The organism is Bryocella elongata, assembly GCF_900108185.1.
Lineage (GTDB): Bacteria > Acidobacteriota > Terriglobia > Terriglobales > Acidobacteriaceae > Granulicella > Granulicella elongata.
The window spans coordinates 16,569-33,547 of record NZ_FNVA01000008.1 but is presented as its reverse complement, the minus strand read 5'-3'; the positions used below and the strand labels follow the sequence as shown (position 1 = coordinate 33,547).

Annotated in this window: 14 protein-coding genes; 8 read left to right on the top strand and 6 right to left on the bottom strand. The window is 62.7% G+C overall.

What is annotated here, in order from left to right; translation table 11 throughout:
- Nucleotides 1-171: 171 nt before the first annotated feature.
- Nucleotides 172-1,626, bottom strand: a complete 1,455-nt coding sequence (locus C4S68_RS19880; RefSeq protein ID WP_103934877.1) for a GDSL-type esterase/lipase family protein — start codon at nucleotides 1,624-1,626, stop codon at nucleotides 172-174.
- Nucleotides 1,627-2,122: 496 nt separating this feature from the next.
- Here C4S68_RS19880 and C4S68_RS23825 point away from each other — a divergent pair, with 496 nt between their 5' ends.
- The 5 genes from C4S68_RS23825 to C4S68_RS19860 all read left to right on the top strand — a co-directional run bounded on the left by C4S68_RS23825 (nucleotide 2,123) and on the right by C4S68_RS19860 (nucleotide 7,343).
- Nucleotides 2,123-2,257 (top strand): hypothetical protein, encoded by a 135-nt coding sequence (locus C4S68_RS23825; protein WP_268807308.1) that lies wholly within the window; start codon nucleotides 2,123-2,125, stop codon nucleotides 2,255-2,257.
- A gap of 81 nt (nucleotides 2,258-2,338) precedes the next feature.
- Nucleotides 2,339-3,385: a YeiH family protein gene (locus C4S68_RS19875; protein ID WP_235011737.1), complete on the top strand. Its 1,047-nt coding sequence runs from the start codon at nucleotides 2,339-2,341 to the stop codon at nucleotides 3,383-3,385.
- Nucleotides 3,382-3,588, top strand: coding sequence for a hypothetical protein (locus C4S68_RS19870; RefSeq protein ID WP_103934876.1), 207 nt, complete (start codon nucleotides 3,382-3,384; stop codon nucleotides 3,586-3,588). The genes C4S68_RS19875 and C4S68_RS19870 overlap by 4 nt, the downstream gene beginning before the upstream one ends.
- A gap of 165 nt (nucleotides 3,589-3,753) precedes the next feature.
- On the top strand, nucleotides 3,754-6,963 hold the full coding sequence (locus tag C4S68_RS19865; protein ID WP_103934875.1) for a carboxypeptidase-like regulatory domain-containing protein: 3,210 nt from the start codon (nucleotides 3,754-3,756) through the stop codon (nucleotides 6,961-6,963).
- A gap of 65 nt (nucleotides 6,964-7,028) precedes the next feature.
- Nucleotides 7,029-7,343 (top strand): hypothetical protein, encoded by a 315-nt coding sequence (locus tag C4S68_RS19860; RefSeq protein ID WP_103934874.1) that lies wholly within the window; start codon nucleotides 7,029-7,031, stop codon nucleotides 7,341-7,343.
- Here C4S68_RS19860 and C4S68_RS19855 read toward each other — a convergent pair.
- Nucleotides 7,340-9,106 carry an RNB domain-containing ribonuclease gene (locus C4S68_RS19855; protein WP_103934873.1) on the bottom strand — a complete coding sequence of 589 codons (1,767 nt, stop codon included), beginning with the start codon at nucleotides 9,104-9,106 and terminating at the stop codon, nucleotides 7,340-7,342. The two genes, C4S68_RS19860 and C4S68_RS19855, sit on opposite strands and share 4 nt — an antisense overlap.
- A gap of 160 nt (nucleotides 9,107-9,266) precedes the next feature.
- Between C4S68_RS19855 and C4S68_RS19850 the strand changes: the two genes are divergently transcribed.
- On the top strand, nucleotides 9,267-10,781 hold the full coding sequence (locus tag C4S68_RS19850) for a PAS domain-containing protein (protein ID WP_160115256.1): 1,515 nt from the start codon (nucleotides 9,267-9,269) through the stop codon (nucleotides 10,779-10,781).
- Between the two features lie 10 nt (nucleotides 10,782-10,791).
- Here C4S68_RS19850 and C4S68_RS19845 read toward each other — a convergent pair whose 3' ends face one another.
- The 4 genes from C4S68_RS19845 to C4S68_RS19830 are packed head-to-tail and all read right to left on the bottom strand — an operon-like array spanning nucleotide 10,792 to nucleotide 13,464.
- A complete protein-coding gene (locus C4S68_RS19845) occupies nucleotides 10,792-12,204 on the bottom strand; it encodes a radical SAM protein (protein ID WP_103934871.1) in 1,413 nt (470 codons plus the stop codon).
- A 6-nt stretch (nucleotides 12,205-12,210) separates the two neighbouring features.
- On the bottom strand, nucleotides 12,211-12,477 hold the full coding sequence (locus C4S68_RS19840) for a hypothetical protein (protein WP_103934870.1): 267 nt from the start codon (nucleotides 12,475-12,477) through the stop codon (nucleotides 12,211-12,213).
- Nucleotides 12,478-12,484: 7 nt separating this feature from the next.
- Entirely contained in the window at nucleotides 12,485-12,712 is a 228-nt protein-coding gene (locus C4S68_RS19835; protein ID WP_103934869.1) for a hypothetical protein, read from the bottom strand.
- Between the two features lie 2 nt (nucleotides 12,713-12,714).
- Entirely contained in the window at nucleotides 12,715-13,464 is a 750-nt protein-coding gene (locus C4S68_RS19830; RefSeq protein WP_103935082.1) for a prolipoprotein diacylglyceryl transferase, read from the bottom strand.
- Nucleotides 13,465-13,738: 274 nt separating this feature from the next.
- Here C4S68_RS19830 and C4S68_RS19825 point away from each other — a divergent pair, with 274 nt between their 5' ends.
- A complete protein-coding gene (locus tag C4S68_RS19825) occupies nucleotides 13,739-16,276 on the top strand; it encodes a 2-oxoglutarate dehydrogenase E1 component (protein ID WP_103934868.1) in 2,538 nt (845 codons plus the stop codon).
- A gap of 65 nt (nucleotides 16,277-16,341) precedes the next feature.
- Nucleotides 16,342-16,965, top strand: coding sequence for an HAD family hydrolase (locus tag C4S68_RS19820; protein WP_103934867.1), 624 nt, complete (start codon nucleotides 16,342-16,344; stop codon nucleotides 16,963-16,965).
- Nucleotides 16,966-16,979 lie beyond the last annotated feature (14 nt).

Below are 16,979 nucleotides of genomic sequence, written 5' to 3'. Positions count from 1 at the left end.
TGCTAACTCGCTGACTCGCTAGAGCATTTCTCCTGTAGGTGTAGACCAGAGATTCGACACCGATGGGCGTTTTCCCCAATGAAAACGCCGCTGCACGCCACTTTCGGGGACCCCATCAACAGGAGAAATGCTCTAACGTGCGAAGCACGCCAACGCGAAGCGCTACCCCCGCTAACGCGAAGCGCTGCTGCCCACCACATCCGGCCCCAGTTCCACCGCCGTGCGGATGAGATCATTCGCCACCATGCGCCCAAACACCTGCTGCCCATGCGGGTTCAGGTGCGTACGGTCGAGCGCCGGCTGCGCCTTGGTTGCGTTCTCTGCCTTCGCATCCGGGTGCCCCTGCATATCGAATCCATCCGCCTGCTCCTGCGTCATCGTGTTCAGCAGCTTCGTCGACATGCTGTTGAGATCGACGCAGGTCAGGTCCTCCTCCGCTGCCACCTTGCGCGCTGCCGCGACATACTCGGTGAGGTCTTCCTTCACCTTGCCATCGACAAACGTCCTCCGGCTCAGCGACGTCACGATCACCGGCACGCCGCCGATCGCACGCACCTCCGCGACCATGCGCTTCAGGTTCGCGATGTAGTCCGGGATACTCGCATACACCTTCGGGCTGTTCACCTTCTGATCGTTGTGGCCAAACTGGATCAAGTAGTAGTCGCCATGCTCGGCGATGGCCTTCGTCCACAGCCCTTCATCGAAGAAGCTCTTGGTGCTGCGCCCGTTCTTCCCATCGTCGATGCACGTCACGTTGGGCGTCATCACCGCGCAGAAGCCAGGCCCCCAGCCGCCCTCGCTCGCCACGGTCGAGTCGCCGATGAGGATGATCTTCACCGGCCCGCCGTTGATGACCTTCATCGCCTTCACGCCCTCGGGCGGAAGCGCCGCTGCGTCCTTGCGCACATACTTCGCGAGCTTCGGCTCCGCATGTCCAAGCCCGACAGCCACCATGCGGCCGAAGACGTAGCTGCCCTGCCAGTTCAGGTGCGTCTTGTCGAAGATCGTCTTTCCGTCCGCATCCTTCTTCGTGATGCCGAGCTTGTTGCCCTCAGCTTCGCCCACCTTGTCGAGATACGCAATGCTCTCGTTCTGCAACTCGATCAGCGGGACATGCATCTCCTTCGCCACCCCGCGCATGCCATCGCTGTACGCCGTCAGGTCGGAGTGAATCTTGCCGTCCGCTTCAAAGTAGCGGCGCGTCAACGGAGTCACCAGCACCGGCGTGATGTGCGCCGCGCGCGCCTCCCCCACATAGCGCTTCAGGTTGTCGATGTAGTCCGGAAGCGGCACCTGCCGCGGAAGATGTTCTGGCGACACTGCATCGTTGTGCCCGAACTGGATCAGGATGTAATCCGGCTTTGTGGCGAGCACCCGGGCCCACAGGCCATCGGCGCGGAAGGTCTTGGTGCTCGCGCCGCCCTTGGCCATGTCGAGGCAGTCGACCTTAGCGGAGAGGTTGGCGCAGAAGCCCCGGCCATAGCCCGCGTTCTGCGTCTGCGTGGAGTCGCCCACCAGGTCCACGCGAATCGCGGTACCCGGTCTGCGCGTCGCTGCGATCGCGGGATCGAAGGCCCGCGCCGGATCGCCCTGCGCCAGCGCGAGAGATACGCACCCGAACATCATCCCCGTCAGTACTCCAGCCCTCTGCCAACGCGCGATCCACATGCCGTATCTGCCTTTCGCAAGCTCCTGGTCGACCCAGGCCCGCTCCGCGAATGAGTGTACGTCAGCGCTTCGCAATCCCTCTCAAGACCACCATCGCAGCATGGCCTCGCGTTCAACATGCGGAAACACGTGGCCGATAAGGTGAACTCGCTGCGTCGCCGAGGGCGCAGCATGCATCCAATTTCGGTGCGGGTTTCTTGACATAGAGAATCCCGCCCGATAGGCTCAAACCTGATGAAGCTGTCTCACACCTCCGCGACCTGTTGCATGTGTTGTTGCATGCTGCGCTGTCGCGCCGGTGTTTGTACGCTCTAAGGTCCGCTCCCAAGCCGACTCGCAAGCCTCCAAAAGCACCCGCGCAACAGCCGAAAGGCAGCGCGGGTTTTGTGCTTCTGGAGCCCTCGCCGCACCTTCCCCTTCACAACAACGCAAGTTGCAGCACGAGGAGATCCTCATGGTTCACCCGGTAAAGACCGCCAAGGCCGCCTCCCACAAGCTCATCTTCAACGCTGACGCAGCAGCCATCGCCATTGCGCTTTCGCTCGCCGCGCTCATCCGCCTGAACATCATCCACCGCATCGGCTGGTAAGCCGCTTCCGCCCTACCAGCACCCGAGACGATCATCCTGTCGACCGCAACCATCCCGCTCAGCAAGACCCCAACGCGCCACGTGCCCAGCCCGCGCGAGCTCGCAGGCCTGCTTCCCGGCACCGCGCTGCTCTTCGGCATCGGCATCGCCGGCAAGGGCATGGAGTCCTTCGGCATCTGGATGAAAGCGCATCACCACTACTTCCCGCACATGGAGTACGTGCTGTGGGCCATCATCCTGGGCTTGCTCGTCTCGAACCTCGGAACCGTGCCGCAGATCTTCCGTCCCGGCATCGCCACCTATGAGCTTTGGCTCAAGCTGGGCATCGTGCTCGTCGGCGCCAAGTTCGTCTTCTCCGATGTCCTCCGGCTCGGTGGCCTCTCGCTGGCTTTAGTCTTCGTAGAGCTCGCCCTTTCGCTCACGGTGATGACCTTGCTGGGCAAGCTTTTCAAGCTGCCGCCCAAGCTCACCTCGCTGCTCGCCATCGGCAGCTCCATCTGCGGCGTCACCGCCATCATGGCCGCACAGGGCGCCATCGATCCCGACGAGGAAGACACCTCCACCGCCATCGCCGCCATCCTCACCCTCGGCGCCATCGCCCTCTTCACCTTCCCGATGATCGGCCACGCCCTCGGCATGGGGCAGCAGTCTTACGGCATCTGGACCGGCCTCGCCGTCGACAATACCGCCGAGGCCACCGTCACCGGCGCGCTCTACGGTGACGTCGCCGGACGCTTCGCCATCCTCGCCAAGACCGCCCGTTCGGCCTTCATCGGTTTTGTCGTACTGGGATACGCCGTCTACTGGGCCTCCCAGGGACAGGCCGCCCGCGTTGAAAATAAACCACTTTTCCTGTGGCAGAAGTTCCCCAAGTTCATCCTGGGCTTCATGGCGATCTCGGTCCTGGCCACCGCCGGCTTCTTCTCCGCAGGCCAGCTCACCTCCCTCGCCAACCTCTCCAAGTGGGCCTTTCTTCCCGCATTTGCCGGGGTCGGCCTCCGAACCCAGCTCAAGGACCTCGTCAATCAGGGCTGGCGGCCAATATTGGTAGGCGTGCTGGGAGAGATCTTTATCGCTTTGGTGACGCTCGCGCTGGTATTTTTTGGCTATCATGGAGGCAGACCATGATGCATGCACTCCCTGCGCTGCTGATGGTATTCCTCACGAGCGAAGCCGGTGACCTGGCCACGCTCGCGATGATTGTTCTCGGCGTCTTCCTCGCCGCCCTCGTCGCCTTCATGACAATTCGTGGCCGCCGCTCTGCGATGCGCCGCCTTGCCGCAGGCACCGGTTCCACCTGTAGCTCCGTTACAGGTTGTTGTCGCCGCTAGTCATTCGCTGACGTAAGCGCACCCCGCACTCACTCCCCCCAACAACCCTAAGCAGCTACCTCGGGAAACCGATCCGCGAACTCGTGCGCCCTTCGTGCCGTAGAGCTGTAGTCCTGCGAAGAGAATGCGTGCAAGCGCGGAGCTGCACACCCTTCCGGAGATCCAATGAAGCACTTGTCCGCCTCGCCAGTTTCGTACGCATCCTCAAATGCGCCTTCAGCACGCGTTCGACATCGATCGCTTGCGTACCTTGCAGCTGCGGCGTCTCTTCTACTCGCACCAATCGCCCACGCCCAGGTCGTCGGAGGCACCATCTCCGGCGTCGTCACCGACTCCTCCGGCGCCGTGATCCCCAACGCCACCGTCATCGTGCGCAACGAAGACACCGGCACCCAGCGCATTCTCAAGACCAATGGTTCGGGATCGTTCATCGCGCCCTCCATCCCCGTCGGCCCGTACAACGTCTCGACCGACGTACAGGGCTTCGCGCACTATGAGCGCAAAGACATCGTGCTGACGGTGGGCGAATCGTTGCCGCTCACGCTTGCACTGCATCCCGCCGGCGCAGCCTCCATCACCGTCGATGGCAATGACCTCAGCCCGGTCAACACCTCCACCGAACAAAGCTCCGGCCTCGTCGACTCGCGCCAGGTCAAGGAGCTCCCGCTCAACGGCCGCAGCTACGATCAGCTCATCCTGCTGAACCCCGGCACCGTCAACTACACCAACCAGCGCTCCGGTGGCACAGGCTCCTCGAACAGCTCCGTCGGCAGCATGTTCTCCGTCTCAGGCCGCCGCCCGCAGGACAATCTCTACCTGCTCAACGGTGTCGAGTACACCGGAGCTTCGCTCATCAACGTCACTCCCGGTGGCACCTCGGGCCAGCTCCTCGGCATCGATGGCATCCACGAGTTCAACGTCGTCAGCGACACCTACTCGGCCAGCTACGGCAAGCGCGATGGCGCGCAGATCTCCATCGTGACGCAGCAGGGCACCAACCACGTGCATGGCTCCGCGTATGAGTTCCTGCGCAACAGCTTCTTCGACGCGCGCAACTACTTCGACGCGGCACGCATCCCCGAGTTCCAGCGCAATGATTACGGCGCTTCTCTCGGCGGCCCACTGCGCAGGGACAAGTACTTCCTCTTCGGCAACTACGAGGGCTACCGCCAGAACCTCGGCCTCTCGCTGGTGACGCTGGTGCCAGACAACGCATCCCGCGCCGCCGCCGTGGCCTCGGTCAAGCCATACCTCAACCTCTGGCCCGTGCAGAACATCGCCACCGATGTGCAGCCCGGCATCAGCGAATGGATCGGCACCAGCCCACAGCACATCCGCGAAGACTTCGGCACCACGCGCTTCGACGCAAACCTCACGCCCAACGACCTCTTCTTCGCCGTCTACACCGTCGATGATTCCACTGCGCACACCCCCTCATCCGATCCCTACTCCGTCGTCGACGAGCGGTTGCGTGAGCAGGTCCTCAGCGCGCAGGAGCAGCATGTCTTCTCCCCGCGCCTGCTGAACACGGCCCGCTTCGGATACTCGCGAGCCAGCTTCCTCTTCCTCGGCTCCGTGCCCGCCGACGTGCAGGCCAACACGCCCACCTTCATCCCCGGCCTGCCCACCGGAGCCATCGTGATCTCAGGTTCCACGGCATCCAACGGCGCCTCAGCGATCACCACTGCGGGCGCGAACGTCGGCTCCAACAACGCCATCACGCGCAACCTCTTCACCTTCGACGACCACATCTTCTACACGCTGGGCCGTCATCAGATTGAAGGCGGCGTGTGGCTGCAGAGGCTGCAGTCCAACGACAACCTCGCGCAGGATCAATACGGGCAGGCCTCGTTCGCTTCGCTCGCAACCTTCCTCGCGGGCACCATCAAGACCTTCACCTATGCACCGCAGGTCACGCCGCTGGGCTGGCGTTCGCTCTTCGTCTCGGGCTATCTCGAAGACACCTTCCACCTCGCGCCGCGTCTCGAAGTGCGCGCCGGTCTGCGCACCGAGTCATCGACAGGCTGGAGCGAATCGCAGGGCCGCGCGGGCATCTACACCTTCAGCGCGAGCAGCAATGGAAGCCCTGCCGGCGTCATCAGCACCAACCCCACCGTCGTCTCGAATGCCATCACCGACAACCATGCTCTGCTGCTCGTAGAGCCGCGCCTCGGCGTAGCCTGGGATGTCTTCGGCAACGGCCGCACGAGTATCCGCGCCTCCGGTGGTCTACATCATTCCCTGCTGGACGCGCTCGACTATCGCCTCGATCAGGCCGCGCCCTACAACACCGTCTACACCTACACCGGCGGCACCATCGCTTCGCCGCTGAGTGGCAGCAAGGCCATCTCGCCTTCAACAGTTGCGACCGACATCCGCACGCCCGCGCTCATCGCCTATGCGCTGAAGCTCGAGCAACAGATCGCTCCGCACACCTCACTGACCGTAGGCTATGACGGCTCGCACAGCTACCACCAGATCCTCTCCGGCGATCTCAACGAACCCGCCTTCACGCTGGTCAATGGCCGCGTCTTCTATCCCCAGACCAACAACCCCAAGGCCAACCCCGCGCTCGCCAACACGACCTCGTGGTGGTCTGGCGGTTCGGGTAACTACAACGCGCTGGTCGTCGATCTTCGCCAGCAGCTCGCGCATGGTCTCCAACTGCGCGGCAACTACACCTGGTCGAAGAACCTCGATGATGGCTCGGCCTGGAACACCTCGGTCTCAGCCAACACACCAGCGTTCGTCTCCGTGCCGCAGCTCCCGCATCTCGACTACGGCCGCGCCGCCACCGACCTCCGCAACACCGCCTCCATCAATGCAACCTGGAACATTCCCCTACGAGAAGTCTTTTCCGTATCTCGCATCTCGCATCTCGAATCTTCCCTCATCGACGGCTGGTCGCTCTCCACCATCGCAAGCCTCAACTCAGGCTTCCCGTTCTCTCCGCAGCTCGGCTATAACCCCACCAACAGCGGCGATTCGCGCAACCCCGTACGCCCCGACGTGAACCCGAACTTCAACGGCAAGCTCTACCCCGGTGGCAGCACCTCGCAGCGCGTCGCACAGTACTTCAACTCCGCAGCGTTCCTTGCGCCAGCCACCGGCTACGTTGGCAACGCCTCACGTGACTCCCTCGTCGGCCCCGGCTATGCGGACTGGGACCTCTCCCTGCTCAAATCCACTCGCATCATCGAAGGCACACGAGCAGAGTTTCGCGCGGAGTTCTTCAACGTGGTCAATCACACCAACCTCGCGCTGCCCAACGAGGTCGTCTTCTCCAGCGCCACTGCATTGGGGACACCCGGCGTCATCACCTCAACCGCAGGAACAAGCCGCCAAATCCAGCTGGGGGTGAAGGTGCTGTTCTAGAACCAGCTATCGAGACTCCTGGATTCGCGTCCAAGAGGACAAGACGCGAATCCAGGAGTCTCGAAGTGACCCTCACTGTGCTGTTCGAGGTGATGTTCTTTGTCTTCCAGATCACCATTGCTCTTGGTGTCGCGGCGCATGGACGAGTCGACTTGTGGGGTCATGTCGTCGCCTCAATCCTCGGATTGACCATCGGCGTCATCTGGATCGTGAGTGTGCAAACGTTTCTCATGCGCTGCGAGCGAGCAGCGCGAGGGCCGAAAAATCCTCGAATGAACTGGCTACTCACGCTCGCAGGAATCCTCTGCCTACTGTGGGAGATTGCAGGCGTTGCCTTGGCGGGATGGCTTTCGGCAACGCTCCTGCGCCACATGACCTAACTCGCCCGACGCCCCACCATCGCAAAATCAATAAACGCATGCTCCGGGTCCGTGTGGATCAGCTTCACATTCACCTTGTCGCCCACATCCAGTCCTTCGCCGCCATGCACCACGCGGCCCTCGAACGGCGGACGAATCACGCGCACGTACACACCCTTATCGCTCGCTCCCGTCACCACGCCAGCAAAGATCTGGCCGATGCGGTCGGCCATCGCCACCGCCGCAACACGCTTTTGCATGTTGCGTTCGATCTTGTGCAGCGCCTTGTCCGCAACGTTGCAGTGCGCGGCAATCGCGGTCAGATCATCATCCGTATACGGCGCGGGCTGGTTGTTGACCATCGCATGCAGCACGCGCTGCGTCACAATGTCCGGGAAGCGCCGGTTGGGCGCCGTCGAGTGCGTGTAGTCGCGAGCTGCCAGGCCAAAGTGCCCCGTCGGGTCATCATCAGGACGCAGCAGCATGTACTGCCCTGGCCCCATCAGCTTGATCACCGTCAAGGCGACATCCGGATAGTGATCGGGATCGCGCTTGCGCAGCGTCTCCAGCACATCGTTCAACGCGCGTGAGTCAGGATTGATCGGCAGATCGAAACCGCGGTCCTTGGCCAGCGATACGATGCGGTCCCAGCGCTGCGGCACGACGACCACGCGCTGCAGGCCCGAGCGGCCCCCTTTGCGCAGCGCACGCGCCATCACGCCATTCGCAGCCACCATCAGGTCTTCGATCAGCAGCATCGCTCGATTCTGCGTCGCGTCCTGCACATCGATGACACGACCATCGACGACCACCGGATCGGCCTCCGCCTTGTGGAACTCCAGCGCGCCCTTAGCCACACGGGCCGCATGCAGCCACTGCGCCGCCTCGTCCTGCAGCTTGAGCTGAGCCGCAAGCCAGCCCTTGACCAATGGCCCGCTCGTGGGCTCCGGCTTCTGATCCAGCTCGCCCACACCAATCAACGTCGGGTCAGGCTCATGCTCGCGCGCAGAGTCGGACCGCAGCGAAAGTTCGTCTGCGTCGATGGCGCCGGAAGCCGTCTTGTCCAGCCAAGGCCCCACGCGCGAGTACGCCAGCTGCGCGCGGTTGCGCACCACTGCCCGCGAGATCACCTCATCCACCGTCTCGCCTTCGGGCGTCACCGTAAAGCTCATCATCACTGCAAAGCGGTCGGCGTTCTCGTTCAGGCTCGTGAGCCCGGTCGAGAGCTCCAGCGGCAGCATCGGGAAGTTCTTCACCGCGGTATAGATCGTCTGCGTCTGATCTTGCGCATGCTTGTCGATGGGACTTCCCTGCTCAACCGCATCCGCCACGTCGCCAATAGCAATGTGCAGACGAATACCCTTGTCCACACGCTCGGCATACTCAATCTGATCCAGATCGCGAGAGGTATCGTTGTCAATCGACGACCACCCCTGGCCTCGCAGATCGTCCACACCCGGCGGCGGTTCAAACGTAGCGAGACGCGCTTGAATCTCTGCGACCTGCTCCGCGACGCCAGGGCCAAACTCGGGCTTGAACCCTGCCTCGTGCATCTCATCCAGGGCAGCCTGCGTCAGGTCGAAGTGGTGTGCCACCTGGGCGTCACGTTCAGGAGACTGGTGCGACGGCGAACCGCCGAAGTGCTGCCCTGCTCCTCCATGCGACGATCCGTGCGAACCGTGGTGTTCGTGCCGGCCGTGCGCCGGGCCGTGATTCTCGTGTTGGGGTTCCTGGGAGTGGGACGAAGACGCAGGCCGGTGATCGATCGGGGAGCTTCCAGACATGCCCCGCAGACTACCACGCAGAGAGAACCATCGGATAACCGGTTGCCCGGCCAACGATTCAGGCACATTTTGCGTCCTATCAAAAGTCCTCAACCCTGGTTTGATCGGTGCCCGGCGAGATGGAATACTCCCGATTTCAGACTGCCTGCCCTGGAGTTCCGTGAAGCCGCCTCCCGAACTCGCCAACACAAGCCTCCATCCGGAGACGGTCAGCATGCTCATGGAGCTTGCCGAATCGCTTCCGGATGGACTCGTCATCATGGATCGGGACTGGCGCATCGTCTACGCCAACCGTGAGGCGAGGCGCATCAGCCGCCTGCGTGACGAAGACCTCAACGGCCCCACGCATTGGGAGCTCTATCCCGACACCATCGGTAGCCTGATCGAAACGGCATACCACGAGGTGATGTTTTCCCGGAAGCCGCAGACGCTGCCTGCGTTTCATTACGAGCCCTTCGATCTCTGGGAGACCATCCACATCTTCCCCGTTGACGGCGGCATCGCTCTCTACTACCGCGATGTCACCGACGCGCACAAAGCTGAGGAGGCTCGCGATGCAGCCACTCGGGAGATCGATCGTCAACGGCAGGAGGCGGAAGCGGTCTATCGCGGAGCCCCCATCGGCATGGCCCTTTACGACGCGAAGAACCTGCGCCTGCTGCGAATCAACGACCGCCAGGCGGAGATCTTCGATGTCGATGCGAAGCGCGCCGTTGGCATGCGCTTCGAGGATCTCGTCGAAGGTGTGCCCACCGGAATTACCTACATGCGCCGGGCTGCCGAAGGAGAGCGCATCCTCAATATGTCCCTTGAAGGAGCCCTTGCCCGTCGGCCGGAGGAGCATCGCCATTGGACCGCGAACTACACGCCGGTATTCGGCGAAGATGGCGAGGTCCGCGCCGTGGCTACAGCCACCATCGAGGTCACGCACCAGAAGAAGAGCGACCTCGCATTGATGCAGTCAGAAAAGCTCGCCGCGGTCGGGCGCCTCGCTGCATCGATCGCCCACGAGATCAACAACCCGCTGGAGTCAGTCACCAACCTGCTTTTTCTCGCGAAGTCTGAGAGCAACAACCCCGTCGTCCGCGAATACCTGGAGATCGCCGACCGCGAGTTGCGGCGGGTATCCATCATCGCCAACCAGACGCTGCGCTTCCACAAGCAGCCCTCGGCGCCCCGCGCCGTCGACTCCGACGATCTCTATAACACCGTCGTAAGCCTTTACGAAGGCCGTCTGCGGCACTCAGCCATTCGTGTGGAAAGGCGTCGCCGGGCCGAACGCCGCGTCGTCTGCTTTGAAGGCGACATTCGCCAGGTGCTCCACAACCTCGTCAGCAATGCGATCGACGCCATGCCGACAGGAGGACGCCTGCTGCTGCGTTCTCGCGAAGCCACGGACTGGGCTTCCGGACGCGATGGCAGCGCGCCACGCAAAGGCCTCGTCCTTACCGTGGCGGACACTGGCTGCGGCATCGATGCCATGACCCTCAAGCGGATCTTCGAGGCCTTCTTCACCACCAAGGGAATGTCCGGCACAGGACTTGGACTCTGGATCTCCGCTGGCATCATGGAACGCCACCAGGGCAGCCTCCGTGTGCGATCCAGCACCAGCCCAACGCACCACGGGACGGTCTTCGCGGTCTTCCTTCCCTTTGATGCACCCTTGAGCCACTGACCACCAGCGACTACGCCATCACCCGCTCCCGCAAAGGCCCTAGACGCTTCTCCTCCAGCTCATCGCGATAGAACATGTTGTACGTGTCGAACGGTATCAGTCGCTTCCCATCCGGATGCGCGATGTGCACACACGTCTTCTTGATCGACCGCAGATCGAAGCTCTGCGCATCGATGAACTGCACGATCAGGATGCGGAACAGGTTGTTGTAGCCCAGCTTGCGCGGCGCCAGCACCTGCGGCAGGCAACACAGCAGCTCCCGCAGCGTGCTCGCCTGCGACATCGGCGAGTGGTTCGTCGCGAAGAGCTTGAACAGGTGCCCGCGAATCGCTTCGTCCTGCTCGTACACAATCGTGTTGCGCCCTGCGTTGATCAGCACATCCGGCTCGATCATCCCCGTCAGCGGCACCACCTTGCCCTCGAGCTTCATCGCATACGCCATTGCCAGGCTGTCCGGATGACACGGCACCGGGATCAGGTCCTCAGGCCGAAAGACGTTCGTCTGCTCGAGGATACGCCGCCTCACCTCACTCAACGTTAGCCGGTGCTGCTCGCGATCGTAGCCCGCAAGCCTTCCCGCCTGCTGCACCGGCTGGAACGTCACGCCGCGAACACAGGGCTGCTGCAGCGCGAAGTCCACGATGGCTCCCATCTCGTTGTCATTGACGCCACGTTCCACCGTCACCACGAGCGTCGTCGACAGGTTGAGTTTGTTCAGCCTTTCGAGAGCCTTCAACCGCACACTGCGCAGGTCCGCCCCCCGCAGCTGCATCAACGCTTCTCGCCCCAGCGAGTCGAACTGCAGATAGAGTTCCAGGTGCGGCATGTACTCCGCCAACCGCTCCGCGAAGCCGTCTTCCGTGGCGATGCGCACACCGTTCGTGTTCACCATCAGGTGCTTGATGGGCCGCTTCTTCGCTGCGTCGAGTACCTCGAAGAACTGCGGATGGATCGTTGGCTCGCCGCCTGAGATCTGCACCACGTCCGGCTCCATCTCGTTGCGCACCACAGCGTCGAGCATCCGCTCGATCTCTTCCATCGTGCGGAAGGTGGTGCGATGCGTTCCGCTCTCCGCGTAGCAGACCGGGCAATTCAGGTTGCAGGCATCGCAGATCTCGATCAGCGTCAGGCACGAGTGCTGCTCATGGTCCGGGCACAGACCGCAGTCATACGGACAGCCATACTTGATGGGAGTGTTGTACTGCTGAGGCATCTCCGGCTTCTTCAGAAACAGCTCGCGGCAGCGGCGATAGTAATCCACATCATCCGCCATCAGCACACGCTCGAACCCATGCTGCGGACAGCGCTTCAGCATCCAGACGTTGCCGTCCTCAAAGACGATCTTTGCGTCCACACGCTGAAAGCACGTGGTGCACAACGAGACTGCCGTGTCGTAGAAGAGATAGTCCCGTGTCTTTGCCATCGATGTTTAGCCCCTTCGCCTTGCGCTGAGAATCAACTCCACCACAAACACCAGGCCCCCGATGAGCAGCACCACCACCGTCAACAGGAAGACCCCGAAGCCGATCATGCTCATTGGGCCGCCGAACTCCTCGTTGCCGCGCCCCTGCAACGATCCCGCACCACACAAGCCCGCAGCGACCAGCAACCCGACCGCCGCGCCTGCAAGAATCTTCGGTCCAATCCAGCGAGGTTCGCCGGGGCGGTTGTTACGGTTTTGAAACTGATCGAACATGGCTCACCTACTCCGAGTTTCGCTGCGATTCCACGATGAGCACAATCATCCCCACGATCACCAGCACCGCAACCAGTCCGAGGCAAGCGATACCCGCCACAAATAGATACCCGCGGGCGCTCTCCGTCTTCGCCGGATTGAGCAGCGCTGCTCCGCACATTCCAAAGCTCAGCAGCAGAGATAACGCCGCCGCTACCAGGATCTTCGCGCCCCACGTTCGTCTTCCGTCTGCCATGCTCACGTTCCTCCGGCTCGCGCCGTATCCTCAGCGCGAAGCCGCCACACCCCGGTTCGAATTGCGCCGCACGCGATCACGCAAATCCCCGCAGCACACGCCCACTGGATGACATTCATCCCACCAATCAGCGGCTGCGGCTTAATGAAATCAATCGCCAGCCTCCACGCAAGATAGGCTGCCATGAAGATGCGGAAGAGCTGCCCCTCACGATGCGGCCTCCGCTTCATCCACCACAGAACCGCAGCGAGGATGGCGAGGGAAAAAAACTCATACAGCTGCGTAGGATGACGCCGCGCACCATCGCCAAAGTTCACGCCCCACGGCAGCGACGTCGGTGTGCCATACGTATCGTCGGCAAGCCCGGCGAAGAAGCAGCCCAGCCGCCCCACCGCGATGCCAACACACAGCGGGATCGCAAAGAGGTCGCCAGTGCGGCGCTTCATCTTCATCGCAAACTTCGCAAGCTCCACGCCTGCCCATCCACCCAGCAGACCGCCAACGATGGTCTTGCCTCCCGAGGCAAAGAACATGGCCAGATGAAGCCCCATGGCAGGAGCCTGCTCGGCCACGCCCAGCACCCGGCTGCCAACCAGTCCACCGACCGCCGCCGCCGCAATCACCATCCAGCGGCGCTCATCGTCGAGAGCGTCCCCTTGCCGCGACCGCAACCCGCGATACACTGCAAAGCCCGCCGCATACCCCAGCGACTCAAAAAGCGGGTGCAACGCGGGATGGAAGATCGTCGCCACGATGAGGTGCGAGCAGTCTACCTGCTCCGTGTTCGTTTGCCTTGCAAGGACCTCACAGCCGCGCACCGTAACCCTACCGTTTTCAGCGCTTCGTCCCTTCGCGAACAATTCTGCGGCCGTTTCTGCGGCCAAATGGCACAAACCAGCTTCGTCTTGTCGTGCCTTCGGGCGTGATTTCGAGGCCAGTTTGAGTGTGCGGAAATGCCACTATCTCGCCCGAATATCGGACGACACTCGAAAACACCATGTATGCAGGACTAACATGAGAGATGCTATGGCTACCTCGTCCGCCACACGACCTTCCAAGCCTTCCCCGCAGCGAGCGGAGTCCCTGAGAGACGACCTCGTACGCGAGACAGTGTTCGACGTCTTCCGCCGTTGGGGCTTCCTGCAGGCGTCGCTCGATCCTCTCGGCCAGTACCTCGCACCCGAGCCTTTTCCGCTCTCCATCCCCGATGGTCCCGAGTTTGAAGCCGTCGCCGCTGAAGCGCGTCGCGTCTACTGCGGCTCCATCGGCGCCGAGTTCATGCACATCGCTTCGCCTGAGAAGCGTGCCTGGATTCAGCAGCGCCTCGAAGGCCCGCAGCCTGAGGTCGATCAGAAGCGCACGCTCTCTCTGCTGATTAAGGCCGATCTCTTCGAGCAGGTAGCACAGCAGCGCTACCTCGGCACCAAGCGCTTCTCGCTGGAAGGCCTGACCTCGCTGATTCCTTTCCTCGATCAGATCTTCGTCACGTCGGCAGAGCTCGGCGTCACACGCGCCCTCTTTGCGATGGCGCATCGTGGCCGCCTCAACGTGATGGTGAACACCATCGGCCGCACCGCGGAAGAGATCTTCACCAACTTCGAGGACGTCGATCCGCGCTCCATCATGGGTGGCGGCGACGTGAAGTACCACAAGGGCGCAACCGGCGACCTGGTCACGCCCTCGGGCAAGACCGTCAGCCTGCACCTTGCGTCGAATCCCTCGCACCTCGAGGCCACAAACCCCGTCATCATCGGCCGCGCGCGTGCCTGGCAGGAACGTATCGGTGCCGAGGGCACGAAGCAGGTGCTGCCGCTCGTCATCCACGGCGACGCTGCCTTCGCCGGCCAGGGCATCACCGCCGAGACGCTGAACCTTGCCTCGCTCGATGGCTACAACGTCGGCGGCACGCTGCAGATCATCACCAACAACCTGCTCGGCTTCACGGCCAACCCCGAGGAGTCCAACTCCTCGCGCTTCTCGTCGGATCTCGCCAAGCGCCTGCCCATCCCGATCTTCCACGTCAACGCGGAAGACCCCGATGCCGTGCTGCGCATCGCCATGCTCGCGGCAGAGTACCGTCACGCCTTCGGCTCCGACGTCGTCATCGACCTCATCGGCTATCGTCGTCACGGCCACTCCGAAGTCGACGACCCGACAGTCACGCAGCCCCGCCGCTACGCTCTCATCAAGGATCACGCCGCGCTCTACAAGATCTATGCCGAGAAGATCGGCGTTGACGCTGCGCCCGAAGCGACCGCTGTGCAGCAGGAGATGCTGACCGACCAGAAGGCCGCCTCGCAGGCCAAGGTCAAGCCGCACCTGCACGAGCTGCCCGAGTACTGGAACAGCTTCTACGGCGGCGCGCTGCGTCCGGAAGACAATCCCAGCACCGCGATCGGCGCCGAGGAGATTGCCTCCCTCACGAAGACTCTCACCACAGCTCCCGAGGGCTTCCACGTTCACCCCAAGGTCGCCAAGCTGCTCGAGCAGCGCGTCGACATGGGCAACAACAAGAAGCCCATGGACTACGGCATGGCCGAGCTGCTCGCCTACTCGTCGCTGCTCAAGGCTGGCATCCCCGTTCGTCTCACAGGGCAGGACTCGCAGCGCGGCACGTTCAACCAGCGCCACTCGGTGCTGATCGACACGGAGACCGAAGCCCGCTGGTCGCCCTTGAGCAATGTCGCTCCTGAACAGGGCCGCTGGCAGGTGTACAACTCCATGCTCTCCGAGGCCGCTTGCCTCGGCTTCGAGTATGGCTTCGCCCGCGACTATCCCGAAGCGCTCGTGCTGTGGGAAGCCCAGTTCGGCGACTTCGCCAACGGCGCGCAGATCATCATCGACCAGTTCATCACCGCGGGCGAAGCCAAGTGGGGCCTGCTCTCGGGCGTGACCATGCTGCTGCCTCACGGCTACGAAGGCCAGGGCCCGGAGCATTCCTCGGCTCGCATCGAGCGCTATCTTCAGCTCTCCGCGCAAGCCAACATCCAGGTCACGCAGCCTTCGACAGCAGCCCAGTACTTCCACCTGCTGCGTCGCCAGGCTCTGCGCAAGTGGCGCAAGCCGCTCATCGTCTTTACCCCGAAGTCGATGCTGCGTCATCCCGACGCGATGTCGACCGTGCCTGATCTCGCTGCCGACCAGTTCCAGATGGTCATTCCCGACACGGTGGTCCGCGCGCCGCAGCGCGTGCTGCTGTGCACCGGCAAGATCGGCCACAACCTCCGCGTCGAGCGCGCCAAGCGTGGCCTCGACGGCAAGCAGGAAGGCAAGCCGCGCGTCGCCATCATCTTCATCGACCAGCTCTATCCCTGGCCCGAGGCTGAGCTGCAGGCGGCGCTCGACATGCACGGCCGCGCCCAGGAGATCGTCTGGGTGCAGGAAGAGCCTGCCAACCAGGGCGCATGCAACTTCGTGATGCCGCGCCTCAAGCGCCTCTCGCGAGGCCGCCCCGTGCTCAAGATCACGCGTACCGCATCCGCAAGCCCCGCAACAGGCTCCGCCAAGGCCCACGAGATGGAAGAGAAGACCCTCATCGATCTCGCACTCGGCAGCGCGTACTAATCAACTCATCTTTGCCTAACAGTAAGGGCACGGCAACCGCCGTGCCCTTACCTTTCATGGAGCCCATGAGCGACATCACCGCAAACGTTCCCGTAGCGCCACTTCCCATCCCCGCCGGCGCATTCAAGGCCTACCTCTTCGACCTCGATGGCACACTCGCCGACTCGATGCCGCTGCACTACAAGGCATGGATGCAGGCCGTCGCGGACTTCGGCGGCACCTTCCCCGAGGATGTCTTTTATGAGCTCGGCGGCGTGACCATTGTGAAGACCGTCGAGATCCTCAATGAGCGCTTCGGCTCGCACATGCCGCCCGAAGAGACCGCCCACCACAAGGAGCAGCTCTACTACGCCATGCTGCCCGAGCTGAAGCCCATCGCTTCGGTCGTCGCGCACGTCCACGCGATGCACGGTAAGATCCCGATGGGCATCGTCTCCGGCTCACCGCGTGCCTCGATCGCACAGACCCTCGAGCGCATCGGGCTCGGCGGCGAGTTCGACATCATCGTTGGCGCGGAAGACTACACCCACGGCAAGCCCGACCCCGAGCCCTTCCTCACCGCAGCGAAGAAGCTCAACATCGCGCCCGCCGATTGCCTCGTCTTCGAAGACGCCGACGCTGGCATCGCGTCCGCGATAGCGGCAGGGATGCAGTATGTCCGCGTGCCTAGGGGCAGCATCTCATCCTAGTCGAGTCGGCCTGC